Source organism: Ramlibacter lithotrophicus (genome assembly GCF_012184415.1).
GTDB classification, from domain to species: Bacteria; Pseudomonadota; Gammaproteobacteria; order Burkholderiales; family Burkholderiaceae_C; genus Ramlibacter; species Ramlibacter lithotrophicus.
This window is the reverse complement of sequence record NZ_VTOX01000003.1, coordinates 244,646-268,388: the sequence shown is the minus strand read 5'-3', so window position 1 is coordinate 268,388 and position 23,743 is coordinate 244,646. Positions and strand designations below refer to the sequence as shown.

Here is a 23,743-nt window from a genome sequence, read left to right as displayed (position 1 = left end):
AGGAGTTCTTGCCCCCGGACAGCCCCTCGAAGCAGACGTTGCAACTGCCACGCCGGTTCCCGATCCCGGGCCGCGCCCCGGACGATGGGGAGCGAAGTCCGGACGACCACGGCGCAGCCTGACCGCCATTAGCGACGGCAGGCGGTGGAACACCGGCGTCCTGGCGAGTCGGAAAAGTCCCTGTCTGGTGAAAGTTGTTGGACGGCGACGGGATTCAGGCAAAATAGAACGACCGTTCGTTTTATTTGTCCTGCCATGTCCGCGCCCGACACGCCAGTTCCTGCGCCGCGCCCGCCGCGGCGCGGCCGCGCCTTGCACAAGGGGCAGCAGACCAAGGCCGCCATCGTCGACGCCGCGCTGGCGCTGGCGACGCAGATCGGCCTGGAAGGGCTGTCGATCGGCGCGCTGGCGGAAGCGACCGGCATGAGCAAGTCGGGCGTGTTCGCCCACTTCGGCTCGCGCGAGGAACTGCAGATCTCCGTGATCCACGAGTACCACACGCGCTTCGAGGAGGAGGTGTTCTACCCCTCGATGCAGGAGCCGCGCGGCCTGCCGCGCCTGCGGGCGCTGTTTCGGCACTGGATGAACCGCACCTCCGTCGAGATCGACTCCGGCTGCCTCTACATCAGCGGGGCCGTCGAATTCGACGACCGCGCCGGCCCGGTGCGCGACGCGCTGGTGCACTCGGTCAAGTCCTGGCTGGCCGCCCTGCAGCGGGCCATCGGCCAGGCGCGCGAAGAAGGGCACCTGCGCTCCAACATCGACGACCAGCAACTGGCCTTCGAGATCCACGGGCTGATCCTCGCCCTGCATTACGAGGCGCGGCTGCTGCACAACCCCGGCTCCATCGACCGGGCGACGGCCGCCTTCGAGAACCTGCTGAAGCTGTACGGCGCGCGCGGCGCGCCGGCGGACAGATCCACGCCATCCACCAGATCACCCAAGGCCTAAGGAGCCCCACATGCCCACCTATACGCCGCCCTTGCGCGACATGCAATTCGTCATGCACGAAGTGTTCAAGGTCACCGACGAATTCAAGGCGATTCCGCGATACGCGGAGGCCGACGCCGACACCATCAACGCGATCCTCGAGGAAGCCGGCAAGTTCGCCGCGGAAGTGACCTTCCCGCTGAACGCGGCGGGCGACGTCGAAGGCTGCAAGCTGGACCCGGCGACGCACGAGGTGACCACGCCCGCCGGATTCAAGGAGGCTTACGCGAAGTTCGTCGAAGCGGGCTGGCCCGCGCTGTCCTGCGACCCGGAGTTCGGCGGCCAGGGCCTCCCGCTGGTGGTGAACCAGTGCTTCTACGAAATGATGAACAGCGCCAACCAGGCGTGGACCATGTACCCCGGCCTGACGCACGGCGCGTACGCGGCGCTGGCGACGCACGGCACGCCGGAGCAGCAGAAGACCTGGCTGCCGAAGATGACCAGCGGCGAGTGGACCGGCACCATGTGTCTGACCGAAGCGCACTGCGGCACCGACCTCGGCCTGATGCGTACCAAGGCGGAACCGCAGGCCGACGGCAGCTACCGGATCACCGGCAACAAGATCTTCATCAGCGCCGGCGAGCACGACATGGCCGAGAACATCGTGCACCTGGTGCTGGCGCGCCTGCCCGACGCGCCCCCCGGCATCAAGGGAATCAGCCTGTTCATCGTGCCGAAGTTCCTGGTGAAGGCCGATGGCACGCTCGGCGAGCGCAACCCGGTGTTCTGCGGCGGCCTGGAGCACAAGATGGGCATCCACGGCAACGCGACGGCGCAGATCAACCTGGACGGCGCGGCCGGCTGGATGGTGGGCCAGCCGAACAAGGGCATGCAGGCGATGTTCGTGATGATGAACGCGGCGCGCCTGGGCGTGGGCAACCAGTCGCTGGGCCTGACCGAAGTGGCGTACCAGAACGCGCTGGCCTACGCCAAGGAGCGCCTGCAGATGCGCTCGCTCTCCGGCACCAAGGCCAAGGACAAGCCGGCCGACCCGATCATCGTGCACCCCGACGTGCGCAAGATGCTGCTCACGGCCAAGGCGTACGCCGAAGGCGGCCGGGCGCTGCTGGTGTTCTGCTCGGTGCTGCTGGACAAGTCGCACTTCCACCCCGACGAGAAGGTGCGCAAGGACAGCGACGAACTGCTGTCGCTGCTGACGCCGATCGTGAAGGCGTTCACGACCGACAACGGCCACATCGCGACCAACGCCTGCCTGCAGGTGTTCGGCGGCCATGGCTACATCCACGAGTGGGGCATGGAGCAGTTCGCGCGCGACAACCGCATCAACATGATCTACGAAGGCACCAATACGATCCAGTCGCTGGACCTGCTGGGCCGCAAGATCCTGGGCAACAACGGCGCCACGCTGAAGAAGTTCGGCAAGCTCGTCGCGCAGCTGGTGCAGGAAGAAGGCGTCAACGAGGACATGGCGGAGTTCGTCAACCCGGTCGCCTATCTCGGCGAGCAGATGACCAAGTTCACCACCGAGATCGGGTTCCGCGGCTTCCAGAACCCGGACGAAGTCGGCGCGGCGGCGGTGGACTACCTGCGCGTCGCCGGGCACCTGGTGCACGGGTACTTCTGGGCGCGCATGGCGCAGGTGGCGCTGCGCGAGATCGCTGCCGGCAACACCGACCCGTTCTACCAGGCCAAGCTGCAGACGGCGCGCTTCTACTTCGCCAAGCTGTTCCCGGAGACGGCGATGCTGATGCGCACGGCGCGCGCCGGCGCCAAGCCGCTGATGGATACCGACCTCGCGCTGGCCTGACGAGGAATTGGCATGTACCAGGAACTTGAAGCGCGCCCGGCCACGGCCGGCGCAAAGGGGACAGCGATGAACCGATTCCCGGTGAGGAAGGTCGCCGTGCTCGGCGCCGGCGTCATGGGCGCGCAGATCGCCGCCCATCTCGTGAACGTGAAGGTGCCGGTGCTGCTGTTCGACCTGGCGGCCAAGGAAGGGCCGAAGAACGGAGTGGTTTCCAAGGCCGTCGATGGCCTGAAGAAGCTCAAGCCTTCGCCGCTGGGCGTCGCGGACGACGCCGTGCTGATCGGCCAGGCGAACTACGACGAGCACCTGGAGCAGCTGCGCGAGTGCGACCTCGTCATCGAGGCCATCGCCGAGCGCATGGACTGGAAGCTGGATCTCTACAAGAAGATCGCGCCCTTCGTGGCGCCGCACGCGATCCTCGCGTCCAATACCTCCGGCCTGTCGATCACGAAGCTGAGCGAGGCCTTGCCCGAGGCGCTCAAGCCGCGCTTCTGCGGCATCCACTTCTTCAATCCGCCGCGGTACATGTACCTGGTGGAGCTGATCGGCACGCCGTCGACCGACGCCCGCATCCTGGACGACCTCGAGTCCTTCGTCACCAGCGCGCTGGGCAAGGGCGTCGTCCGCGCCAAGGACACGCCCAACTTCATCGCCAACCGGGTCGGCATTGCCGGCATGTTGTCGACCATGCGCGAGGTGGAGAAGTTCGGGCTCACCTACGACGTCGTCGACGACCTGACGGGCAAGAAGATGGGGCGCGCGAGCTCCGGCACCTTCCGCACGGCGGACATCGTGGGCCTGGACACCATGGCCCACGTGATCAAGACGCTGCAGGACACGCTCTCGGCCGAAACCGATCCGTTCTACCCGAGTTTCGCCACCCCCGAAGTGCTGAAGGTGCTGCTGGAGAAGGGCAATCTGGGCCAGAAGACCAAGGCCGGCTTCTACAGGAAGGTCGGGCGCGAGGTGTACCGGTTCGAACTCGAGTCGGGCGACTACGTGCCGGCCGGCGAGAAGGGCGACGAGGTCTATGCGCGAATGCTGCAGCGTCCGCCCGCGGAGCGGCTGAAGCTGCTGCGCGAGTCGAAAGGGGCGCAAGGCCAGTTCCTGTGGGCGATTCTGCGCAACAGCTTCCACTACGCCGCCGTGCATCTTTCGACCATCGCCGAAACGGCGCGCGACGTCGACTTCGCGCTGCGCTGGGGCTTCGGCATGAAGCAGGGTCCGTTCGAAGCCTGGCAGGAGGCCGGCTGGCTGCAGGTCGCGCAGTGGATCCAGGAAGACATAGCCGCCGGCAAGGCGCTGTCGAACGCGCCGCTGCCCGAGTGGGTGTTCAAGGGCCCGGTGGCCGAGGCGGGCGGCGTGCACACGCCGGAGGGTTCGTTCAATCCGACGACGGGCAAGTTCGAGCCGCGCCGGTTGCTGCCGGTGCATGCCCGGCAGCTGTTTCCCGAGAACGTTTCGGGAACGAAGGCCGCGAGCTTCAAGACCGCCGGCACGACGGTCCACGAGGACGACGGCATCCGCCTGTGGACGCTGGACGACGAGGTGCTGATCGCCAGCATCAAGAGCAAGATGCATGCGATCAGCCCCGAAGTCGCCGAGGGCCTGCAGCAGGGCATCGAATTGGCCGAGCAGAAGTACCAGGGGCTGGTGATCTGGTCGGGGGACGATCCGTTCAGCGTCGGCGCCGACCTGCAGGCGCTGATGCCGGCCTTCATCGCGGTGGGCGTGAGCGCCATCGACGATGCCGAGCAGTTCCTGCAGCAGACGATGTTGCGCATGCGTTATGCCAACGTGCCGGTGATCGCCGCGATCCGCGGCATGGCCCTGGGCGGCGGCTGCGAGATCGCGGTGCACGCGTCGAAGCGCGTCGCCGCGATGGAAAGCTACATCGGCCTGGTCGAAGTCGGCGTCGGCTTGGTGCCCGGCGCCGGCGGCCTGACCTACATCGCCCGCCGCGCCGCCGAACAGCAGGCCCGCACCACGCACAAGGACCTGCTGCCGTTCCTCACCGAAGGCTTCACCGCCGCGGCAATGGCAAAGGTCGGCACCAGCGCGCTGGAATCGCGCAAGCTCGGCTACCTGCTGGACGACGACGTCATCGTGCCGAACAAGGACGAACTGCTGTACGTCGCGATCGAGGAAGCCAAGGCGATGTTCACCGCCGGCTGGCGGCCGCCGCACAGACGGCAGTTCGCCGTCGCGGGCCGCAATGGCAAGGCGACGATCCAGGGCCAGCTGGTGAACATGCGCGACGGCGGCTTCATCAGCCAGCACGATTTCCACATCGCGTCGCTGATCGCCAACGTGCTGACGGGCGGCGACGTCGACGGCGGGACGCTGGTGACGGAGGAGTACCTGATGGCGCTGGAGCGCAAGGCGTTCTGCGAACTGGTCACGCATCCGAAGACGCAGGACCGGATCATGGCGATGCTGTCGACGGGGAAGCCGTTGCGGAATTGAACTGCCTTTCTCCCTCCCCCTCTGGGGGAGGGTTGGGGTGGGGGCACATGCAACATCAATCGACGCCGACAGCACAGCGACATGCGCGCTCCTTGCGGGCGGGCATGACCGATTCGGAGCGAGCGCTCTGGTTTGGGCTGCGCCGTGAACAGCTTGGCGTCAAGTTCCGGCGGCAACATCCCATCGGGAACTTCATCGCGGACTTTGCGTGCCTCGATCCGAAGCTCGTGGTCGAACTGGACGGCAGCCAGCATCTTGAGCAGGCGGCATACGACGTCCGCAGGGACCGGTTCCTGCGTGAGAACGGGTTCATCGTCCTGCGGTTTCCGACGGATGCTCCCCTGACGAACCTCGAAGGCGTGCGCGCCGCGATTCTTGAACAACTGAAGGTGCTGGCGGGCGGTGCCCCCATCCCAGCCTTCCCCCAGAGGGGGAAGGAGTAATACATGGAGCTTCCGATGAAACAGATCCAAGACGCCTACATCGTCGCCGCCACCCGCACGCCCATCGGGCGGTCCCACCGCGGTTACTTCCGCCACACGCGGCCAGACGACCTGCTCGCCACCGTGCTGCGCTCGGCGCTGGCCCAGGTGCCGGGCCTCGATCCGCAAGCAGTCGAAGACGTGATCTGCGGCTGCGCGATCCCCGAGGCGCAGCAGGGGCTCAACGTCGCACGCATCGGCGCGGTGCTGGCCGGCCTGCCCAAGAGCGTCGGCGGCATCACCGTCAACCGCTTCTGCGCGTCCGGGCTGTCCGCGGTGCAGATGGCCGCCGACCGCATCCGCGTCGGCGAGGCCGACGTGATGATCGCCGCCGGCACCGAGAGCATGAGCATGGTGCCGATGATGGGCAATTCGCCGTCGCTGTCGCCGGCGATCTTCTCCAATCCGCAGGACCTCGAGAGCTACGGCATCGCCTACGGCATGGGGCTCACCGCGGAGAAGGTGGCGCGCCAGTGGAAGGTGAGCCGCGAGGCCCAGGACGAGTTCGCCTACCGCTCGCACATGAAGGCGCTGGCGGCGATGAAGGCCGGCGAGTTCTCGGACGAGATCACGCCGGTGGAGGTGGCCGAGCGGTCGGTGGACCTCGAGTCCGCGCAGGTTGCAGTCTCCACCAGGACCGTGAATCTCGACGAAGGCGCGCGGCCAGACACCACGGTGGAGGGCCTGGGCAAATTGAAGACGGTGTTCGCGGCACGCGGCACGGTCACCGCCGGCAACAGCTCGCAGACTTCCGATGGCGCCGGGGCCCTGGTCCTGGCCAGCGAGGCAGCCGTCAAGCGCTTCGGCCTGCAACCGCTGGCCCGCTTCGTCAGTTTCGCGGCCCGCGGCGTGCCGCCGCACATCATGGGCATCGGGCCGATCGAGGCCATTCCCGCGGCGCTGCGCCATGCCGGCCTCAGGCAGGACGACATCGACTGGGTCGAGCTGAACGAAGCGTTCGCCGCGCAGTCGCTGGCCGTGATCGATACGCTGGGCCTGGACGCGGCCAAGGTGAACCCGATGGGCGGCGCCATCGCGCTGGGGCATCCGCTGGGCGCCACCGGCGCGATCCGCGCCGCGACGGTGGTGCACGCGCTGCGCCGCAAGAACCTGAAGTACGGCATGGTGACCATGTGCGTGGGCATGGGGCAGGGCGCGGCCGGGATTTTCGAGCGGGTCTGACACGCGCTGCCGCCCGCCGCGGCCGCGAGACACTCCCCGCAGAGGGAGCGACAAGGAGACACATGAACCTGGAGGTCATCCACGCACCGGGCGGCCCGCCGCTCGCGGCCTGCGTGTACGAGCCGGCCGTCGCGGCGCGGGGCAACGTGGTGATCGGCGGCGCGATGGGCGTGGTGCAGGACTTCTATGCGCCGTTCGCGCAGTGGCTGTCGGGCCAGGGCTGGCGCGTGACCACCTTCGATTACCGTGGCAGCGGGCGGTCGGCGCCGCCGGGTGGCTCGCTGCGCGGCTTCCGGGCGGACCTGTTCGACTGGACCGCCGATTACGCGGCCGTGATCGACCAGGCGCACGCGGCCCTGCCGCAAGCGCCGCTGTACCTCCTCGGCCACAGCCTCGGCGCGCAGTTGCCCGGGTTGCTGCGCAACCAGCACAAGGTGAGCGGCCTGCTCAGCGTGGCCGCCGGCAGCGGCTACTGGCGCCAGAACGCGCCGCGGTTGCGGCGGGTGGTCCTCCTCTTCTGGTTCGTGCTGGTGCCGCTGGCGACAAGACTGTGCGGCTACTTCCCGGGCCGACGGCTGGGCGTCGTCGGCAACCTGCCGTCCGGCGTCGTGCTGCAATGGCGCCGCTGGTGCCTGAGCCCGCGCTACAGCGTCGGCGCGGAAGGCGCGGCCGTGCGCCGGCGCTATGCGAGCGTGCGGTTTCCGGTGCACGCGCTGTCGGTCGACGACGACGAATTGATGACCCTGCCGGGAATCCGCAGCCTCGTCGCGCTGTACGAGAACGCGCCCAGCGCCGTGGAGCGGATCGCGCCGCGCCAGCTGGGCATCGGCCGGCTTGGCCATTTCGGCGCCTTCCGGCGCGAGCGCGAGGCCGACCTGTGGCCGCGGCTCGCGCAGTGGCTCGCCGGATTGGCCACAATGCGTCCAGCATGAACGAGAACCAGCATCCTTTCGACGCGGCCATCGCGCTGCGGCCCGAAGGCGAGGGCGCGTGGCACGGCCACACCAGCCCGGCCTACGCCAACATGATCGGCCCCTTCGGCGGCATCACCGCGGCCCAGGCGCTCAACGCCGTGCTGCAGCACCCGCAGCGCCTCGGCGAGCCGGTGGCGTACACCGTCAACTTCGCGGCGCCGGTGGCCGACGGACCGTTCCTGGCGCTGGCGCGGCCGGCCCGCACCAACCGCTCCACGCAGCACTGGATCGCCGAGCTGCGCCAGGGCGACCAGACGGTGGCGACGGCGACCGCCGTCACGGCCGTCCGGCGCGACACCTGGGGCGCGACCGAGCTGGCGATGCCCGCCGTGCCGCCGCCGCCCGCCGTGCCGCGGCCGCTGGCCCGCGGCAAGGTGGAGTGGATCAACCGCTACGAGATGCGCTTCGTCGAGGGCGCTTATCCGCCGGCCTGGGACGGCACGCATTCCGAAGACAGCCGCACCTGCCTGTGGCTGCGCGACGAGCCGCCGCGGCCGCTCGACTTCGCGTCGCTCACCGCGCTGGCCGACGTGTTCTTTCCGCGCATCTGGCGGCGCCGCGCCACGCGCACGCCGATCGGCACCGTCTCCATGACCGTCTATTTCCACGCGGGCGGGGCCCAACTGGCGCGCACCGGCAGCGGCCACCTGCTGGGGCAGGCGCATGCCCATGGCTTTCGCGACGGCTACTTCGACCAGACCGCGCAGTTGTGGAACGAGGCCGGCGACCTGCTGGCGACCAGCCACCAGATCGTCTACTACAAGGAATAGTCCATGAGCCGTCCTCCCGTGGCCCTGGTGATCGGCGCCGGCGACGCCACCGGCGGCGCCGTGGCGCGCCGCTTCGCGCGCGGCGGCTACGCCGTCTGTGCCACCCGGCGCACCATGGACAAGCTGCAGCCGCTGATCGACGCCATCCGCGCGGAAGGCGGCGTCGCACATGGCTTCGCTTCCGACGCCAGGAAGGAAGAGGAAGTCGTCGCGCTGGTGGAGCGGATCGAATCGACCGTCGGTCCCATCGAGGTGCTGGTGTTCAACATCGGCGCCAATTCGCCCAGCAGCATCCTGGACGAGACGGCGCGCCGCTACTTCAAGCTGTGGGAGATGGGCTGCTTCGCCGGCTTCCTGTGCGGCCGCGAAGTGGCGCGCCGCATGGTGGCGCGGCCCGGCGAAGGCCACAAGGGCACCATCATCTTCACCGGCGCGACCTCGTCGCTGCGCGGCGGCGCCAACTTCGCCGCCTTCGCCGGCGCGAAGCACGCGTTGCGCGCGCTGGCGCAGAGCATGGCGCGCGAACTGGCCCCGCGCGGCATTCACGTGGCGCACCTGATCGTCGATGCCGCGATCGACACGGCCTTCATCCGCGACAATTTCCCCGAACGGTACGCCTTGCGCGACCGGGACGGGATCGTCGATCCAGAACACGTCGCCGAGACCTACTGGATGCTGCACCGCCAGCCGCGCGACGCCTGGACGCACGAGCTGGACCTGCGGCCCTGGATCGAGAAATTCTGAACGGAGGTGGCCATGGGCAGGACCGTGGAGTTCTTCTTCGACCTGGGCAGCCCGGCTGCCTATCTTGCGTTCCGGCGGCTGCCGGCGCTGTGCGCAGCCGCGGGCGCCACGCTGCACTGGCGGCCCATGCTGCTGGGCGGCGTGTTCCAGGCCACCGGTAACCAGTCGCCGGTGAACGTGCCGGCCAAGGGCGCCTACATCTTCACCGACCTGCAGCGTTTTGCGCGCCGGCACGACATTCCGTTCCGCAGGAATCCGCACTTCCCGATCAACACCCTGACGCTGATGCGCATGGCGACCGGACTGCAGGTGCGCGAGCCGCAACGGTTCCTGCCGTATCTCGACGCCATGTATCGCGCGATCTGGGCCGACGGGCTCGACATGAACGACCCGGCGGTGGTGGCCGGCGTGCTGCAGCGGGCCGGCTTCGACCCGGACGCGCTGCTCGCGCTGGCGGGCGACCCCGAAGTCAAGCAGCGGCTCAAGGACGACACGCAGGAGGCCGTGGCGCGCGGCGTGTTCGGCGCGCCGACCTTCTTCGTGGACGGTGAGATGTACTGGGGCCAGGACCGGCTCGATTTCGTCAAGGAAGCACTGGAAGCTGATACACCATGAGCAATGACATCCTCTCCCACACCGAGCGCGGCATCACGACCGTCACGCTGAACCGCCTGGATCGCAAGAACTCGATCACCGCGGCGATGTACGGGGCGATGGCCGAGGCGCTCGCCGCGGCGCAGGCCGACGAGGCGGTGCGCGTCGTCGTCTTCCAGGGCCACGAGACGGTGTTTTCCGCCGGCAACGACATCGGTGACTTCCTGAACAACCCGCCGGCGACCATGGAGTCCCCGGTGTTCCGCTTCCTGCGAACGCTGGCCACCTTCCCCAAGCCCTTGGTGGCGGCGGTGTGCGGGCCGGCCGTCGGCGTGGGCACCACCATGCTGTTCCACTGCGACCTGGTGTACGCCGGCGACAACGCGGCGTTCTCGATGCCGTTCGTCAACCTGGGCCTGTGTCCCGAGGCGGCGTCCAGCCTGCTGGTGCCCCGGATGCTGGGTTACCACCGCGCCGCGGAGGCGCTGCTGCTGGGTGAGCCGTTCATGGCCGAGGCGGCGCTCGAAGTCGGGCTGGTGAACCGCGTGCTGCCGCCGACCGAGGCGAACGCCTATGCACAGGCCGTGGCGCAGAAGCTGGCGCACAAGCCGCTCAGCTCGCTGATGGCGACCAAGCGGCTGATGAAGCAGGGACAGCAGCAACGGGTGCTGGAGCAGATCGCCATCGAAGGCGAGACGTTCGGGCAGTTGCTGGCGGCGCCGGCGGCGAAGGAAGCGTTCGGGGCGTTCATGGAGAAGCGCAAGCCGGACTTCTCGAAGTTCTAGCCCTGGCAGGGAACCCGGCAGCCGAACGCAGAAGCCGCAAAGCTTACACAGAGGCCGCAGGGCGGCGCGTCGCCTTCGGCGGCGTCCTGCGGCTGGCGGGCGCCGGCGCCAATTCGTCCTCGAACCGTAGCGGCGGCAGCGGCCGGACCGCCACTTCCGCCGCCTCCTGGGACGGCACGCCAAGAGCCCGCAGCACGGTCGCGGCGCAGGCGACGTCATGTTTCGCCGGCGCCTGGCCCGTCGCCACCCGTCGCATGGCATTGCTGCAGACGCCGCTGATGGCGTCCATCGCGATCGCCTCGCTAGTCACCTTGAACTTCTTCTGCTTGACCCCCAGGCGCAGGTCCGCCAGCGGGTACTGTTCGATCTCCCGTAGCACGGCCGGCGAGGCGTTCATCACGTCGAGCAGCAGCAGTACCCACGCCGGGCTTTCGGCCGCCAGCCCGACGTAGCGCCGCTGGCCGATAGCCATGCGCTCGGCGGCGTCGGTGACGTGCCCGTAGCTGTCGTTGATCGCGCGGCAGACGGTCTGCGCCAGGGTGGCGGCCAGCCGCTCGACCAGTGCCTCCTTGGTGGCGAAGTGGTTGTAGAGCGTGGCGGTCGTGACGCCGGCGGCCTGCGCCACCTGCTGCATGGTGCCGGCCTGCAGGCCGCGCTCGCAGATCACGGACACCGCCGCATGCAACAGCAGCGCCTGCGTGCGCTCGCGCTTGGGACCGCCGCTCGTCGCCCGCAGGAAGGCCGCCGCCAGCGCCGGCGGCAGGGGCGGCATTGACGCCGGCCAGAAAGTGGAGGCAGAATCCATTTCTGGATTATACGTCCAGATTTGGTCAATATATCAATTTATAAAGGGAGCGACGCCATGAACAGGTGGTGGAAGGTGGCGGGCGGCATCGTGGCCGCCCTGGTGGTGCTGGCCGGCGCCGTGGTGGTCGCCGGACTGCAGCTGGGCGAGCGGCGCATGCAGCGCAAGGTGGCGGTGGAAGTGCGGCCGGTGGCGTACGCCGCCGACGGTGCCGCGCTGGAGCGCGGGCGCTACCTGTTCTCCTCGCGCGGCTGCGCGGACTGCCACGGCGCCAACGGCGCGGGCCGGTCCTTCGTCAACGACGGCAAGAGCCTGCACATCCGCGGGCCCAACATCACGACCGGTCCCGGGTCCGTCGTCGGCAGTTACCAGCCGGAGGACTGGGTGCGCGCGATCCGGCACGGCATCGCGCCGGGCGGCCGGCCGCTGATGATCATGCCCAGCGAGGACTACAACCGGTTCACCGACGCCGACCTCGCAGCGCTCGTCGCCTACGTCCGGTCGCTGCCGGCAGTGGCGGGCGAGCCGGCGGTCGTGCAGCTGCCGCTGCCGGCGCGCGTACTCTACGGCTTCGGCGCCATCGGTGACGCCGCCGCGAAGATCGACCACGGCCTGGCACCTTCGCAGCCGGTGGCCGAAGGGGTGAACGTCGCGCACGGCGCCTACGTCGCCAACATGTGCCTGGGCTGCCACGGCCCGCAGCTCGCCGGCGGCCGCATCCCCGGCGGGCCACCGGACTGGCCGGCGGCGCCCAACCTCACGCCAGGCTCGGGCACGGCGATGGTCAGGTACGGCGACGCCGGCGCCTTGCTGCGGCTGTTCCGCACCGGTCAACGGCCCGACGGCTCGGCGGTGAAGGTGATGCCCTTCGAGTCGCTGCGCGCGATGAGCGAGACCGACGTGCGCGCGCTGCACCTGTACCTGCGCAGCCTGCCGCCGAAGCCGCAAGGCTGAGGCGCGCCGCGTGCAGAATGCGTGACACTGGGCTCCCGCCGTCGCGGGGGCAACGGAGGACGGCATGGACCTGCGCGGCAAGACCCTCTTGATCACCGGCGCCTCGCGCGGCATCGGGCTGGCGATCGGCCGGAAGGCCGCCGCCGACGGCGCCAACGTCGTCATCGCGGCCAAGACGACCGATCCCAATCCCAAGCTGCCCGGCACCATCTACACGGCGGCCGAGGAGATCCGCGCGGCCGGCGGCCAGGCATTGCCGCTGGCGGTCGACATACGCGACGAAGAAGCGGTGCTGGCGGCGGTGGCCAAGGCCGTCGAGACCTTCGGCGGCATCGACGTCCTGGTGAACAACGCCAGCGCCATCAGCCTCACCGACACCGAGCACACGCCGATGAAGCGCTACGACCTGATGAACGGGATCAACGCTCGCGGCACCTACCTCTGCACCCAGGCCTGCCTGCCGGAACTGAAGAAGTCGGCACGGGCCGGGCGCCGGCCGCAGGTGCTCACCATGTCGCCGCCGCTGTCGATGAAGCAGCACTGGTTCGCCCCGCACACCGCCTACACCATGGCGAAATACGGCATGAGCATGTGCACGCTGGGCCACTCGGGCGAATTCGCGAAGTACGGCATCGCCGTCAACAGCCTGTGGCCGCGCACGGCGATCGCGACAGCGGCGCTGCAGATGATCCCTGGCGTCGACCTTGACCTGTGCCGCAAGCCGGACATCCTGGCCGACGCCGCGTACTTCATCCTCACGGCCGACGAGCCCGCCAGCGGCAACTTCTACATCGACGACGAAGTGCTGGCCGCCCACGGCGTCAGCGACCTCGAGCGGTACTCGGTAAAGCCGGGAACGAAACGGTTCATCCCGGACTTTTTCGTCGACTGAGCCATGCCCTTCCTGCTCCTGATCCAGGAACCCGTCGGCCAGCGCCAGCAGCGCACGCGTGCCGAAGGCGAAGCCGTCTACGACCGCATGGTGCGCTTTGCCGCCGACTTGCAGGCGCGCGGCGTGCTGCGCGCCGTGGAATCGCTCGGTTCGCAGGACGGCGCCGCGCGGGTCAAGGTGAGCGGTGGCCGCGCGCAGGTCGTGGACGGGCCATTCGCCGAGGCGAAGGAGATGGTCGGCGGCTTCTTCCTGCTCGACTGCGCCACGCGCGAGGAAGCGGTGGCGATCGCCGCACTCTGCCCGGCGGCGGAGTGGGCAACGGTCGAGGTGCGCGAGACCGGTCCTTGCTTTACCTAGGGTTTGTCCCAGTCGGAATCCTGTCGATTTCGCCTCTCCTCGTTCGTCGTGTGAGCAGGGGCGGCGCGGTGCCGCTCCACAGGAAGGAGCACCACATGCGTTTCATGATCATGGTCCGGGCCACGCCCGACACCGAGGCAGCCTGGTTCCCCGAAGGCGAAGCCAAGCAGCAATTGTTCCAGTCCATGGCCGACTATCACGACGAGTTGGCCAGGGCCGGCGTCCTGCTCGACGCGTCCGGCCTGCAGCCGAGTTCGAAAGGCTGGCGTATCCGCTATGGCACCGGTGCGCCGAAAGTCATCGACGGCCCGTTCGCCGAAAGCAAGGAGCTGATCGCCGGCTACACGCTGATCGAGTGCCGCTCGCGCGAGGAAGCGCTGGAGTGGTCCAGGCGTTTTCCCAACCCCATGCCCGGCCGTGGCACCTGCGAGATCGAGGTGCGCCAGCTGTACGAGCTGGAAGACATCGAAGCGATCGCGGGGCCGCTCGATGCCGTCGAGCAGTTCCGCAAGCTGGACCTGCGGTGAGCGCCATGGATACATCCACGTCCACCGAACAGGCCGGCCGCGAGCTCGTCAGCCAGCGCGTGATCGCTGCGCCGCCCGAGGCCATCTTCGCGTGCCTCGCGGATCCCGGGCGGCTGGCCCGCTGGTGGGGGCCGGCAGGATTTCGCAACACGTTCGAGATCTTCGAGTTCCGGCCCGGCGGCACCTGGAAGTTCGTGATGCACGGGCCCGACGGCACCGACTGGCCGAACCACAGCGTCTTTCGCGAGATCGAGGCGCCGTCGCGCGTCGTGCTGGAGCACCTGGGCAGCGTCCACCACTTCATGCTGACGATCACGCTCGAGGAGCGCGGCGGCGCGACGGCGCTGGGCTGGCGCATGGTGTTCGACAGCGTGGCCGAGCGCTACGAGACGGCCCGCTACGCCATCCGGTGCAACGAGGAACTTTTCGACCGGCTCGAGGCGGAACTCGCCAGGCCGCAGGGACAAGCCATGAACCGCCAGATCTACGTCAACCTCCCGATCCGCGACATGGAGCGCAGCAAGGCGTTCTTCGCGGCGCTGGGCTTTTCCTTCAACCCGCAGTTCAGCAACGAGCAAGGCGCCTGCATGGTGGTCGCCGACAACATCTTCGTGATGCTGTTGGTGGAAAGCTTCTTTGGCACCTTTACCAACAAGCCAGTGGCCGACGCCGCCAGGAGCACCGAGGTGCTGGTCTGCCTTTCCTGCGCCAGCCGCGAGGAAGTCGACGACCTGGTGCGCAAGGCGGTCGCCGCCGGGGGCACGGCGCCGATGCCCACGCAAGACCACGGCTTCATGTACGGGCACGGATTCACCGACCTCGACGGCCACATGTGGGAGCTCTCGTACATGGACGCCGCCGCGGTGCCGCCGCAGTAAGCGCCGATGCATTCGGCGACGCACCAGGCCATCGCCGCCGTCTGGCGCATCGAATGCGCGCGGATCGTCGCCGCCGTCGCCCGCCTGGTGCGCGACGTCGGTGTCGCCGAGGAATTGGCGCAGGATGCGCTGGTGGCTGCGCTGGAGCACTGGCCGCGCCAAGGCATCCCCGACAACGCGGCGGCGTGGCTGATGCGCACGGCGAAGAACCGCGCGCTGGATGAACTGCGGCGGCGCGGCAGCCACGCCGCCGGGCTGGAGCAGGTCGCCTCCGACCTGCAGGCACGGGAAGCGCACCTCGTGCCCGACTTCGTCGACGAACTCGACGCCGTGCGCGCGGACGACATCGGCGACGACCTGCTGCGGCTGATGTTCACGGCGTGCCACCCGGTGCTGTCGAGCGATGCGCGGGTCGCGCTCTCCCTGAAGCTGCTGGCCGGCCTGACGACCCACGAGATCGCGCGGGCCTACCTGCTGCCGGAGCCGACCATCGCGCAGCGCATCGTGCGGGCCAAGCGCACCTTGCGCGAGGCGCAGGTGCCGTTCGAGTTGCCGCGCGGCGAGCAACTAGCGCCGCGCCTCGCATCCGTGCTGGAGGCGGTCTACCTGGTCTTCAACGAGGGATACACCGCGACGGCCGGTGCCGACTGGATGCGCCCGCAGCTGTGCGACGAGGCGCTGCGCCTGGGCCGGATCCTGGCGGAACTGGCCCCGGCCGAGCCCGAGGTCCATGGCCTCGTGGCGCTGATGGAGCTGCAGGCCTCCCGTGCGTCGGCGCGGCAGGACGGCGCCGGCCGGCCCGTCCTGCTGCTCGACCAGGACCGCTCGCGCTGGGACCAGCTCCTGATCCGCCGCGGGCAGGCGGCGCTGGCGCGGGCGCAGGGCCTCGGTGGCGGCGCCGGACCGTACGCGCTGCAGGCCGCCATCGCGGCCTGCCACGCCCGCGCGCGCACGGCCGCCGAAACCGACTGGCAGCGGATCTGCGACCTGTACGGCGAACTGGCGCGCGTGGCGCCGTCGCCGGTCGTGGAACTCAATCGCGCCGTGGCCGTGTGCATGGCGCAAGGGCCGGCCGTGGCGCTGGCGATGGTCGATGCACTGAATGAGGACCCGGCGCTGCGCGCCTACCAGTGGCTGCCCAGCGTGCGCGGCGACCTGCTGGCGCGGCTCGGACGCCCCGGCGAGGCCAGGGCCGAATTCGAGCGGGCGGCCGCCCTGGCGGGCAACGAGCGCGAGCGCGCGTTCCTGCTCCAGCGCGCGCGCGCGCTCGATGGCGGCGCGGCCGATGCAGCTTGAACCCGCGCTGCGTGCTAGTGTCCTGTCCCACAAATATCTGTGCTCTCGCTGGTTCGTAGCGGGCCGCAGGCAAGGCGCGGGCGCCGGCCAATACTTGACGTATTGGCCGGTGACCGTAACGCGGCATGCGGCCCGCTACGAGCCAGCCCGGAGGGTTCGGCGCCTGCGGGGCGCTCGGCGGCCGTCCAAAGCGGGTCCAGACGTCCAGTCTGGACCCGCTCTGGCCAACCACCGATCATCCCCGCATCCATCCGAACGAGAGTACAGATATTTGTGGGACAGGGCACTAGTTCTGGCCGAGACCGGTGCTGCCATCGGTCCAGGCCGGGCTGGCCGATGACGGCGGTGCGTCCGGCGCGGTTTCGATGCGCACCGCGGGCCGCTCGCGCGCGGCTTGCGGCGTGAATTCGACCACCGGCGGCCCGCGCCGCTCGCTGCCCCCGTCCGGTCGCTGGATGATGACGGCGGCCGGGCGGTCGGTGCCGGGGCGGGCAGGCTCCGCCGGCAGGATCACGGCGGCGGGCGGTCCCAGGCTGCCGCGCTCGGCTCCCGGCGTGCGGCGGGACTCGGACGCACCCGGCGGCAAGGCCGCCGGTTCGCTGCCTCGCGGAAGCGGCGCCGGCTCGCTGCTGCGCGGCGGCGCGACCTGCCACTGGAATTCGGCGCCGCGCTGCGCGGGCGGGCCCGACATGATCACCGTCGGCGGCCGCTCGACCGGCTCGGCCCCGGCGGCGGGGGACGGGATCGTCGCCACCGGGCTGGCGGGCGCCGGCTCCAGGATCACCCCCGGTTGCACCACCTGCTCCTGTGGCGGCAAGGGCGGCAGCGGCTGCGCCTCCTGGACCTGCTGGCCGGGGAAGACGCCGCCCAGCCACTCGTTGACCCGGCCGAACAGCGAGCCGTCGAAGGCCTGCGGCGGCTGGCGCGGTGCCGCGAACGCCGCCTTCGCATCGAGGAACCTGGCCTTCTGCGACTGCTGCGCGAAGTCGCCGACGATGTTCAAGGCGTTGCGCGATCCCTGGCCCCACGATTCGCGCATGGTGATCCGGTTGTCGTTGAACCCGACCCACGCGCCGCTCACCAGTTGCGGGTGCATCAGGATGAACCAGCCGTCGGTGTAGTCCTGCGTGGTCCCGGTCTTGCCCGCCAGGTCGCCCTTGAGGCCGAAGCGGCTGCGGATGCCGACGCCGGTGCCCCGGTCGACCACGCCGCGCATGACGTCCAGCAAGGTCTGCGCGGCGTGCGTCGAGAGCCCCTGCTCGGCGGCGCGCGGCCGGAACTCCGCGACCACGCCCTGGCCGGCGCGCTCGATCCGCGTGACCACCAGCGGCTCGACGTAGCTGCCGCTGTTCACGATGGTGCCGTACGACGCCACCATTTCCTTCAGCGTGACCGGGCTGGTGCCAAGCGCCAGCGACGGCACCGCGTCCAGCTTGCTGTGGCGCACGCCCATCGCGCGGGCCACCTGGGCGATGCGCGACGGGCCGACCCGCTGCATCACCTGCGCGGTGATCGTGTTCTTCGACTGCACCAGGCCGTCCCGCACGCTCATCGGCTGCCCGCTGGAGCCGTCGATGTCGGTCGGCTTCCAGACGGTGCGCGCGTCGATCCGGATCTCGACCGGCGCATCCATCAAGAGTTCGTCGGGACTGATCCCGTCCTCGAAGGCGGCACCGTAGACGAAGGGCTTGAACGTGGAGCCCGGCTGACGCCGCGCCTGGTCCACGTGGTCGAACTGGTCCTGCCTGAAGTCTCGGCTGCCGACCCAGGCCTTGACGTGGCCGCTCGCCGGGTCGAGCGCCATGAAGCCGGCCTGCAGCCGCGTCTTGTCCGCCCAGACCTTGCGCACCAGTTCGCCGTCCGCCTCCAGTTTCTTCAGCGCCTGCTCCTCGCTTGCACCGCCCTCGCGCTGCTCCTTGAACTGGCGCGTCTCGCGCAGGAACGCCTGCAGCAAGGCGCGGTTGGCGGTCGGCTTCCAGGCCGCGCTGGCGGTCGCCTGCAACCTGTCGCCCTGGCGCTCCACCGCCTCCAGCGCCATCTGCTGCAGGCGCGAGTCGATCGTGGTGTGCACCACCAGGCCGTCGGCGTGCATGTCGTAGCCGTTGCGGTCGGACCAGTCGATGAGCCACCGCCGCAGTTGCTGGGCCAGGTGCGGCGCCGGCCCGGGATCGTCTTCCTGGCGTTCGAAATCGACCTTCAGCGGCTGCTTCCTGAGCCCCTCGAGCTGCCCGGGCGTCAACTGCCCATGCCTGGCCATCTGGGCCAGCACGATGTTGCGCCGCTGCAGCGACCGTTCGGGATTGAGCACCGGGTTGTAGTGGCTGGTTCCCTTGAGCATGCCGACCAGCGTCGCGCCCTCCAGCACGTCCAGCTGCCGGGCCGGCTTGTCGAAGTAGGTGCGCGCGGCCATCTCGATGCCGTGCGCGTTGTACAGGAACGGCACCGTGTTGAGGTAGCTCTCCAGGATCTCGTCCTTGCTGTACGCGGACTCGATCTTCAGCGCCGTGATCGCCTCCTTGACCTTGCGCGTGATCGTGGGCGCGCGGCCGATCTCCTCCGGGTAGAGGTTGCGCGCGAGCTGCTGGGTGATGGTGGAGCCGCCTTCGCGGTCGCCCGCCAGGGTGCTGGCCGCGGCGGCCAGCGTACGCCTGAGGTCGATGCCGTGGTGCTGGTAGAAGCGGTGATCCTCTGTGGCCAGCAGGGCCTTCACGACGTGCGGCGCGATCTCGCGCAGCTCCACCCATTCCCGATTGACGCGGCGGAACACGGCCAGCTCCTTGCCGTCGGCCGTGAGCACCACGGCCGGCTGCTGGGTCCTGGCCTTGCGGATGTCGCCGATGCCGGGCGTGAAAGGCACCAGCGCCAGCACGTACAGCAGCGGCAGGAGCGGCAGCACGGCCGCCGCGCGCCAGGGATGCCGCCGGAGCGCGCCGCCCACCCGGTAACCGAAGGCTACGAGGAATGCGGCGAGGCGGGACAGGGCCTGTTTCATGGAGTGCATGGTGTGGACGCCACAATGTAGGACTGCACCGCCGCCCACGGCTGTAGGACGGCGGCGGCAAGCCGGCAAAGACGGGGCCGCGCCACTGCCGAGCCGGCCGCCGACAGCGCCGCCGGCCCTTGCGGTAAGGTGCGTCTTTTTCCTGATGGAGCAGTTCGTGGGCAACGAGAACGAGGACGTTTCGATCAGCAAGCAGGGCGGCCGCCAGCGCTACGAGATCGCCGTCGCCGGCGAGCTGGCCGGCTTCGTGGAGTACCGTGCGCAGGGTGACAGCGTGGCGCTGGTGCACACCGAAGTGCTGCCCCGGTTCGAAGGCCGCGGGCTCGCGGGACGGCTGGCCGAGTTCGCGCTGGAGGACGTCCGGCGCCAGGGCGCCAGGGTGGTGCCGAGCTGTTCGTACATCGCGAAGTACATCCAGCGCCATCCCCGGATGCGGGACCTGGTCGATCCGCAGCACGGCGGAGCAGCGGCATGAGTGCGGTTCTCGAGTCCGACGCGGTGACGGCGGCGCCGCCGTTCCGCGCGATCGCCGACCTGGTGCGCGAGCATGCGGCGGCGCGGCCGGACCAGCGCGCGCTGGTGCAAGGCGACCGCAGCCTCACCTGGGGCGAGCTCGACCGCCTCGCCGACCGAATCGCCGCGTCGCTGCAGCGCGACGGCGTGCTGCCGCGCGAGCGCATCGCGATCTGCGGCGCCAACTCCATCGAGTACGCGGCGATCTTCATTGGCGGCCTGCGCGCCGGCGCCGCCGTGGCGCCGCTGCCGACCGGGTCGCAGCCGGCGCAGCTGGCCGGGATGCTGGCGGACAGCGGCGCGCGGCATTTCTTCGTGGACTCCGGCGTGCCGGTCCTGGACGGCGCGGTGCAGCGCATCGCGATGGACGGGTCGGCGGCGCCGTCGCTGGAGCAGTGGCTGCTGCCCGCGGGCGCGCGGCCGCTGCCGGTGACGGTGCAGCCCGAGTGGCCGTTCAACATCATCTATTCGTCGGGCACGACCGGCACGCCCAAGGGCATCGTGCAGCCGCACGCGATGCGCTGGGCCCACGTCGCGCGGGCGCAGGCCTACGGTTACGGTCCTGATTCGGTGACCATCCTCGCCACCTCGCTGTGCTCCAACACCACGCTGGTGACTTTCTTCCCGACAGTCGCGCAAGGCGGCTGCGTGGTGCTGTGCCCGCCCAGGTTCGACGCGGCGACCTGGCTCGCCATCGCGCAGAAGGAGCGCGCCACCCACACCATGCTGGTGCCGGTGCAGTACCGGCGGATCATGGCGCTGCCGGATTTCGACCGCTACGACCTGTCGTCGTTCCGGCTGAAGTTCTGCACCAGCGCCCCGTTCCATGCCGACCTGAAGACCGACATCCTCGAGCGCTGGCCGGGCGGGCTGATCGAGTTCTACGGCATGACCGAAGGTGGCGGCACCTGCATCCTGGAGGCGCACAACCACCCGGACAAGCTGCACACGGTGGGCAAGCCGCCCGAAGGCCACGACATCCGCGTGATCGACGAGAACGAGCGCGAGCTGCCGCGCGGCGCGGTGGGCGAAGTGGTGGGGCGATCGCCGTCGATGATGACCGCGTACAACAACCAGCCGCAGCTCACTCGCGGTGCCGAGTGGTACGACGCCGACGGCAACCGCTTCATCCGCACCGGCGACGTCGGCCGTTTCGACGAGGACGGCTTCCTCACGCTGATGGACCGGCGCAAGGACCTGGTGATCTCGGGCGGCTTCAACATCTATCCGAGCGACCTCGAGGCCGTGCTGCGCCGGCATCCCGGCGTCGTCGACGCGGCGGTGGTCGGCGTGCCGTCAGCCGAATGGGGCGAGACGCCCGTGGCCTTCGTCGTGCCGGGGCCGGGCGCGCCGCCGGAGGGCGAATTGCGAGCGTGGGCCAACGGGCAGCTGGGCAAGACCCAGCGCGTGGCCGACGTGCGCTACATCGCCGAGCTGCCGCGCAGCGACATCGGCAAGGTCCTCAAGCGCGAACTGCGCGAGCGGTACGCCGCAAACGGGTAGAACTCGGCGCAGCGGCCCGGCTCCAACCGCGGTGCACCGCAGAACATCACTCGCCGTCCTCGCCGGCATCGCCTTCGGCGTGGTCGCGGCCGGCCGCCCGCTCGCGGCGGGTCCGTCGTACCGGGTTTCGCTGCGGCAGCTGGAGCAGTCGCTGCAGGAGCGCTTTCCCTTGCGCTACCCGGTCGCCGGCCTGTTCGATGTCGTAGTGGCGGTGCCACGCCTGCGGCTGCTGCCCGAGGCGAACCGCGTTGCAAGCGACCTGCCGGTGCAGGTCGCGGGGCCGGCGCTGCGCCGCAGCTACGCCGGCGAACTGGGGCTGGACTTCGGCCTGCGCTACGAGCCGGCCGACCGCACGATCCGAGCGCACGCGCTGCGCGTGCAGTCGCTGACCGTGCCCGGGCTCGGCGGGCAGGCCGCCGCGCTGCTGCAGCAGGCCACGAGCGACCTGGCCGCGCAGGCATTGCTGGAAGTCGTGTTGCACCGGCTGCAGCCGCGCGACCTGGCGCTGGCGGAGGCCATGGGCCTGCAGCCGGGTGACATCACCGTGACCCAGGCCGGGTTGGTGATCGGGTTCGTGAACAAGCCGGCTTCGGTTTCGGAGTGAGCCCGGGGCGCCCGGCCGCTGGCTCGGGAGCCGTCAGGGCTGCCGCTCGCCCACGTGCAGCTCGCGGTGTTCGCCGACGTGGGCCTGCTGGTGCATCGCCGCCGCGGTCGCGATCTTGAGCAACTGGGTCAGCTTGCTTTCCTTCGCGTTCCAGTACTCGGCATGGCGGATCTGCACCTGGACCAGCTCGAGGTTCGGGTCGTCCACCCCGCCCGGAAACCAGGCCTTGTCCAGCGCGTTGAACAACCGCTTCTTGAGCGCCGCGTCTTCCTTGACGGTGGCATGCGCCGCCAGCGACACGTAGACGTCCTTCGACGGATCGACGTACGCGATGTTGACGTTGCCGTCCAGCCGCAGGCGCTGGCCCAGCTCGGTCTGGCGCGACACGAAGAAGTGCAGCAGCCCGTCGTCGCCCAGCGACTTGTCCTGGGTGATGAGCGGGTGCGAGTGGAGCGTCCCGTCGGCATGGCGATGCGTGAGCATCCCGAAACGGATGTCCTTGATCATGTTCCACAGCAGTTCGTGGTCGGTCTTGGGTTTCATGGGGGCATGCTGGCAGAGCAGGGCGGCGACGTTGTCGGCAAACCGCCATGCCGGCTGTGAGTCCACGCCGACACGCGAGGGCTGCTGCGCTCCCTAACCTAGCCCCTGGCCCCTGGCCCCTGGCCCCTGCCTTTCTTCGGCAGATCCAGCCGCCACGGCGGCGCCGGCTGGAAGCGCGCCTGCAGGAAGGCGAGGAACAGCGTTGCCCGCCTGGACATCGCCCCGCGCGCACTGGCGAGCGCCACCACGTCGGCGTTGGGCAGGCTCCATTCCGGCAGCACCCGCACCAGCTGGCCGGTGGCGAGCAGGTCCGCGACGTCCCACTCCGAGCGCACGAACAGTCCCTTGCCGGCCAGCGCCCACTGCTTGACGACGTCTCCGTCGTTGCTGCTGAGGATGGCCGGCACGCGCACCGCCACCTCCTGGCGCCGCTGGTGGAAGCGCCACAGCGTTACGTCCTCGTTGTTTTCGCGCAGGACGATGCAGTCGTGGACGGCGAGCTCCTTGGGATCGCGCGGGGCGGGACGCCGTTCGAGGTAGGCCGGCGCCGCGCAGATGAAGCGGTTGTTCGGCGCCACCGGGTAAGCGACCATGCTGGAGTCGGCCAGGCTGCCGATGTGCACGATCATGTCGAAGCGGCCGGCCTCGGTCGCCGTGAGCGCATCGCTGAGCGTGAGCGCTACCTTCAGCTGCGGATGCCGGGCGTGGAAGTCGGCGATCGCCGGCGCCAGGTAGCGGCGGCCGAACCCGAGCGACCCGCCGATGTTCAAGGTGCCGGCCACCTCGCCGGAGCGCTCGCGCAGGTTCTCGACCAGCCGGTCCAGGTCGCCCAGGACGGCGGCGACCCCATCGCGGAACAACAGGCCTTCCTCGGTCAGCACGAAACGGCGGGTGCTGCGGTGGGCCAGCGCCATGCCCAGCCTGGCCTCCAGGTGCCGCAGCCGCTGCGACACGGCCGAAGGAGTGACGTCAAGCCGGCGGGCGGCCTCTGCCAGGGAGCCGCTCTCCGTGATCGTCACGAAGAAGCGCAGGTCGGTGATGTCGTGCACCATGGGCGCACCCGGCCGCGTCAGGCGGCGCGGGATACTCCATGGAGCATAGCCGACCGGGCTCGG

23 protein-coding genes and 1 pseudogene are annotated in these 23,743 nt (G+C 69.7%); 20 read left to right on the top strand and 4 right to left on the bottom strand.

Translation table 11 applies throughout. The features are described 5' to 3' along the window. The first annotated feature begins 255 nt into the window (after positions 1 to 255). From RAMLITH_RS11160 to RAMLITH_RS11115, 10 genes are all read left to right on the top strand, one after another. Positions 256 to 951, top strand: coding sequence for a TetR/AcrR family transcriptional regulator (locus tag RAMLITH_RS11160; RefSeq protein WP_168107475.1), 696 nt, complete (start codon positions 256 to 258; stop codon positions 949 to 951). 10 nt (positions 952 to 961) lie between these two features. Then, on the top strand, positions 962 to 2,758 hold the full coding sequence (locus tag RAMLITH_RS11155; protein WP_168107474.1) for an acyl-CoA dehydrogenase C-terminal domain-containing protein: 1,797 nt from the start codon (positions 962 to 964) through the stop codon (positions 2,756 to 2,758). Between the two features lie 66 nt (positions 2,759 to 2,824). Continuing rightward, a complete protein-coding gene (locus tag RAMLITH_RS11150; RefSeq protein ID WP_168107473.1) occupies positions 2,825 to 5,224 on the top strand; it encodes a 3-hydroxyacyl-CoA dehydrogenase/enoyl-CoA hydratase family protein in 2,400 nt (799 codons plus the stop codon). A gap of 47 nt (positions 5,225 to 5,271) precedes the next feature. Beyond that, entirely contained in the window at positions 5,272 to 5,667 is a 396-nt protein-coding gene (locus RAMLITH_RS11145; protein ID WP_168107472.1) for an endonuclease domain-containing protein, read from the top strand. A gap of 15 nt (positions 5,668 to 5,682) precedes the next feature. Further along, complete coding sequence (locus RAMLITH_RS11140) at positions 5,683 to 6,888, top strand: acetyl-CoA C-acyltransferase (RefSeq protein ID WP_168107471.1); 1,206 nt, start codon at positions 5,683 to 5,685, stop codon at positions 6,886 to 6,888. Positions 6,889 to 6,950: 62 nt separating this feature from the next. Continuing rightward, positions 6,951 to 7,820, top strand: a complete 870-nt coding sequence (locus tag RAMLITH_RS11135) for an alpha/beta hydrolase family protein (RefSeq protein ID WP_168107470.1) — start codon at positions 6,951 to 6,953, stop codon at positions 7,818 to 7,820. Further along, complete coding sequence (locus tag RAMLITH_RS11130; protein WP_168107469.1) at positions 7,817 to 8,632, top strand: acyl-CoA thioesterase; 816 nt, start codon at positions 7,817 to 7,819, stop codon at positions 8,630 to 8,632. Before RAMLITH_RS11135 ends, RAMLITH_RS11130 begins: the two co-directional genes overlap by 4 nt. A 3-nt stretch (positions 8,633 to 8,635) precedes the next feature. After that, positions 8,636 to 9,376: an SDR family oxidoreductase gene (locus tag RAMLITH_RS11125; protein ID WP_168107468.1), complete on the top strand. Its 741-nt coding sequence runs from the start codon at positions 8,636 to 8,638 to the stop codon at positions 9,374 to 9,376. A 12-nt stretch (positions 9,377 to 9,388) separates the two neighbouring features. Further along, positions 9,389 to 9,991, top strand: a complete 603-nt coding sequence (locus RAMLITH_RS11120; RefSeq protein WP_168107467.1) for a 2-hydroxychromene-2-carboxylate isomerase — start codon at positions 9,389 to 9,391, stop codon at positions 9,989 to 9,991. Then, the gene (locus RAMLITH_RS11115) at positions 9,988 to 10,755 is read left to right on the top strand and encodes an enoyl-CoA hydratase (RefSeq protein WP_168107466.1); all 768 of its coding nucleotides are present in this window, start codon (positions 9,988 to 9,990) and stop codon (positions 10,753 to 10,755) included. Before RAMLITH_RS11120 ends, RAMLITH_RS11115 begins: the two co-directional genes overlap by 4 nt. A gap of 43 nt (positions 10,756 to 10,798) precedes the next feature. Here RAMLITH_RS11115 and RAMLITH_RS11110 read toward each other — a convergent pair whose 3' ends face one another. Next, positions 10,799 to 11,560 (bottom strand): TetR/AcrR family transcriptional regulator, encoded by a 762-nt coding sequence (locus tag RAMLITH_RS11110; protein ID WP_168107465.1) that lies wholly within the window; start codon positions 11,558 to 11,560, stop codon positions 10,799 to 10,801. Between the two features lie 57 nt (positions 11,561 to 11,617). On the opposite strand from RAMLITH_RS11110, the gene RAMLITH_RS11105 reads away from it, so the two are divergent. The 7 genes and pseudogenes from RAMLITH_RS11105 (at position 11,618) to RAMLITH_RS11075 (ending at position 16,464) form a co-directional block, all read left to right on the top strand. Next, positions 11,618 to 12,514: a c-type cytochrome gene (locus tag RAMLITH_RS11105; RefSeq protein ID WP_168107464.1), complete on the top strand. Its 897-nt coding sequence runs from the start codon at positions 11,618 to 11,620 to the stop codon at positions 12,512 to 12,514. A 64-nt stretch (positions 12,515 to 12,578) separates the two neighbouring features. After that, positions 12,579 to 13,406, top strand: coding sequence for an SDR family oxidoreductase (locus RAMLITH_RS11100; protein ID WP_168107463.1), 828 nt, complete (start codon positions 12,579 to 12,581; stop codon positions 13,404 to 13,406). Between the two features lie 3 nt (positions 13,407 to 13,409). Next, entirely contained in the window at positions 13,410 to 13,763 is a 354-nt protein-coding gene (locus tag RAMLITH_RS11095; protein ID WP_168107462.1) for a YciI family protein, read from the top strand. A 95-nt stretch (positions 13,764 to 13,858) separates the two neighbouring features. Then, positions 13,859 to 14,290, top strand: coding sequence for a YciI family protein (locus tag RAMLITH_RS11090; RefSeq protein ID WP_168107461.1), 432 nt, complete (start codon positions 13,859 to 13,861; stop codon positions 14,288 to 14,290). 5 nt (positions 14,291 to 14,295) lie between these two features. Further along, positions 14,296 to 14,727, top strand: a pseudogene (locus RAMLITH_RS25750) (SRPBCC family protein); the annotation flags it as partial. A 33-nt stretch (positions 14,728 to 14,760) separates the two neighbouring features. Further along, positions 14,761 to 15,168, top strand: coding sequence for a VOC family protein (locus tag RAMLITH_RS25745; protein ID WP_168107738.1), 408 nt, complete (start codon positions 14,761 to 14,763; stop codon positions 15,166 to 15,168). Positions 15,169 to 15,174: 6 nt separating this feature from the next. After that, positions 15,175 to 16,464: an RNA polymerase sigma factor gene (locus RAMLITH_RS11075; protein ID WP_168107460.1), complete on the top strand. Its 1,290-nt coding sequence runs from the start codon at positions 15,175 to 15,177 to the stop codon at positions 16,462 to 16,464. 286 nt (positions 16,465 to 16,750) lie between these two features. Here the strand turns inward: RAMLITH_RS11075 and RAMLITH_RS11070 are convergent, their stop codons facing one another. Then, positions 16,751 to 19,456 (bottom strand): penicillin-binding protein 1A, encoded by a 2,706-nt coding sequence (locus RAMLITH_RS11070; protein ID WP_168107459.1) that lies wholly within the window; start codon positions 19,454 to 19,456, stop codon positions 16,751 to 16,753. Between the two features lie 154 nt (positions 19,457 to 19,610). Between RAMLITH_RS11070 and RAMLITH_RS11065 the strand changes: the two genes are divergently transcribed. The 3 genes from RAMLITH_RS11065 to RAMLITH_RS11055 are packed head-to-tail and all read left to right on the top strand — an operon-like array spanning position 19,611 to position 22,085. Further along, a complete protein-coding gene (locus tag RAMLITH_RS11065) occupies positions 19,611 to 19,940 on the top strand; it encodes a GNAT family N-acetyltransferase (RefSeq protein WP_168107458.1) in 330 nt (109 codons plus the stop codon). After that, complete coding sequence (locus RAMLITH_RS11060; RefSeq protein WP_168107457.1) at positions 19,937 to 21,481, top strand: class I adenylate-forming enzyme family protein; 1,545 nt, start codon at positions 19,937 to 19,939, stop codon at positions 21,479 to 21,481. Before RAMLITH_RS11065 ends, RAMLITH_RS11060 begins: the two co-directional genes overlap by 4 nt. 31 nt (positions 21,482 to 21,512) lie before the next feature. After that, entirely contained in the window at positions 21,513 to 22,085 is a 573-nt protein-coding gene (locus tag RAMLITH_RS11055) for a DUF1439 domain-containing protein (RefSeq protein WP_168107456.1), read from the top strand. Between the two features lie 33 nt (positions 22,086 to 22,118). Here the strand turns inward: RAMLITH_RS11055 and RAMLITH_RS11050 are convergent, their stop codons facing one another. Together RAMLITH_RS11050 and RAMLITH_RS11045 are read right to left on the bottom strand one after the other, a co-directional pair. Continuing rightward, the gene (locus RAMLITH_RS11050; RefSeq protein WP_168107455.1) at positions 22,119 to 22,628 is read right to left on the bottom strand and encodes a pyridoxamine 5'-phosphate oxidase family protein; all 510 of its coding nucleotides are present in this window, start codon (positions 22,626 to 22,628) and stop codon (positions 22,119 to 22,121) included. 98 nt (positions 22,629 to 22,726) lie between these two features. Then, the gene (locus tag RAMLITH_RS11045) at positions 22,727 to 23,680 is read right to left on the bottom strand and encodes a LysR family transcriptional regulator (protein ID WP_181956348.1); all 954 of its coding nucleotides are present in this window, start codon (positions 23,678 to 23,680) and stop codon (positions 22,727 to 22,729) included. Positions 23,681 to 23,743: the final 63 nt, after the last annotated feature.

Coding starts and splice junctions, on each gene's coding strand:
- RAMLITH_RS11115 (WP_168107466.1), top strand. CDS start 9,988: ATGAGCAATGACATCCTCTCCCACACCGAGCGCGGCATCACGACCGTC.
- RAMLITH_RS11110 (WP_168107465.1), bottom strand. CDS start 11,560: ATGGATTCTGCCTCCACTTTCTGGCCGGCGTCAATGCCGCCCCTGCCG.
- RAMLITH_RS11065 (WP_168107458.1), top strand. CDS start 19,611: ATGGAGCAGTTCGTGGGCAACGAGAACGAGGACGTTTCGATCAGCAAG.
- RAMLITH_RS11140 (WP_168107471.1), top strand. CDS start 5,683: ATGAAACAGATCCAAGACGCCTACATCGTCGCCGCCACCCGCACGCCC.
- RAMLITH_RS11105 (WP_168107464.1), top strand. CDS start 11,618: ATGAACAGGTGGTGGAAGGTGGCGGGCGGCATCGTGGCCGCCCTGGTG.
- RAMLITH_RS11120 (WP_168107467.1), top strand. CDS start 9,389: ATGGGCAGGACCGTGGAGTTCTTCTTCGACCTGGGCAGCCCGGCTGCC.
- RAMLITH_RS11095 (WP_168107462.1), top strand. CDS start 13,410: ATGCCCTTCCTGCTCCTGATCCAGGAACCCGTCGGCCAGCGCCAGCAG.
- RAMLITH_RS11155 (WP_168107474.1), top strand. CDS start 962: ATGCCCACCTATACGCCGCCCTTGCGCGACATGCAATTCGTCATGCAC.
- RAMLITH_RS25745 (WP_168107738.1), top strand. CDS start 14,761: ATGAACCGCCAGATCTACGTCAACCTCCCGATCCGCGACATGGAGCGC.
- RAMLITH_RS11135 (WP_168107470.1), top strand. CDS start 6,951: ATGAACCTGGAGGTCATCCACGCACCGGGCGGCCCGCCGCTCGCGGCC.
- RAMLITH_RS11125 (WP_168107468.1), top strand. CDS start 8,636: ATGAGCCGTCCTCCCGTGGCCCTGGTGATCGGCGCCGGCGACGCCACC.
- RAMLITH_RS11075 (WP_168107460.1), top strand. CDS start 15,175: ATGCATTCGGCGACGCACCAGGCCATCGCCGCCGTCTGGCGCATCGAA.
- RAMLITH_RS11160 (WP_168107475.1), top strand. CDS start 256: ATGTCCGCGCCCGACACGCCAGTTCCTGCGCCGCGCCCGCCGCGGCGC.
- RAMLITH_RS11145 (WP_168107472.1), top strand. CDS start 5,272: ATGCAACATCAATCGACGCCGACAGCACAGCGACATGCGCGCTCCTTG.
- RAMLITH_RS11070 (WP_168107459.1), bottom strand. CDS start 19,456: ATGAAACAGGCCCTGTCCCGCCTCGCCGCATTCCTCGTAGCCTTCGGT.
- RAMLITH_RS11130 (WP_168107469.1), top strand. CDS start 7,817: ATGAACGAGAACCAGCATCCTTTCGACGCGGCCATCGCGCTGCGGCCC.
- RAMLITH_RS11050 (WP_168107455.1), bottom strand. CDS start 22,628: ATGAAACCCAAGACCGACCACGAACTGCTGTGGAACATGATCAAGGAC.
- RAMLITH_RS11090 (WP_168107461.1), top strand. CDS start 13,859: ATGCGTTTCATGATCATGGTCCGGGCCACGCCCGACACCGAGGCAGCC.
- RAMLITH_RS11100 (WP_168107463.1), top strand. CDS start 12,579: ATGGACCTGCGCGGCAAGACCCTCTTGATCACCGGCGCCTCGCGCGGC.
- RAMLITH_RS11150 (WP_168107473.1), top strand. CDS start 2,825: ATGAACCGATTCCCGGTGAGGAAGGTCGCCGTGCTCGGCGCCGGCGTC.
- RAMLITH_RS11045 (WP_181956348.1), bottom strand. CDS start 23,680: ATGGTGCACGACATCACCGACCTGCGCTTCTTCGTGACGATCACGGAG.
- RAMLITH_RS11060 (WP_168107457.1), top strand. CDS start 19,937: ATGAGTGCGGTTCTCGAGTCCGACGCGGTGACGGCGGCGCCGCCGTTC.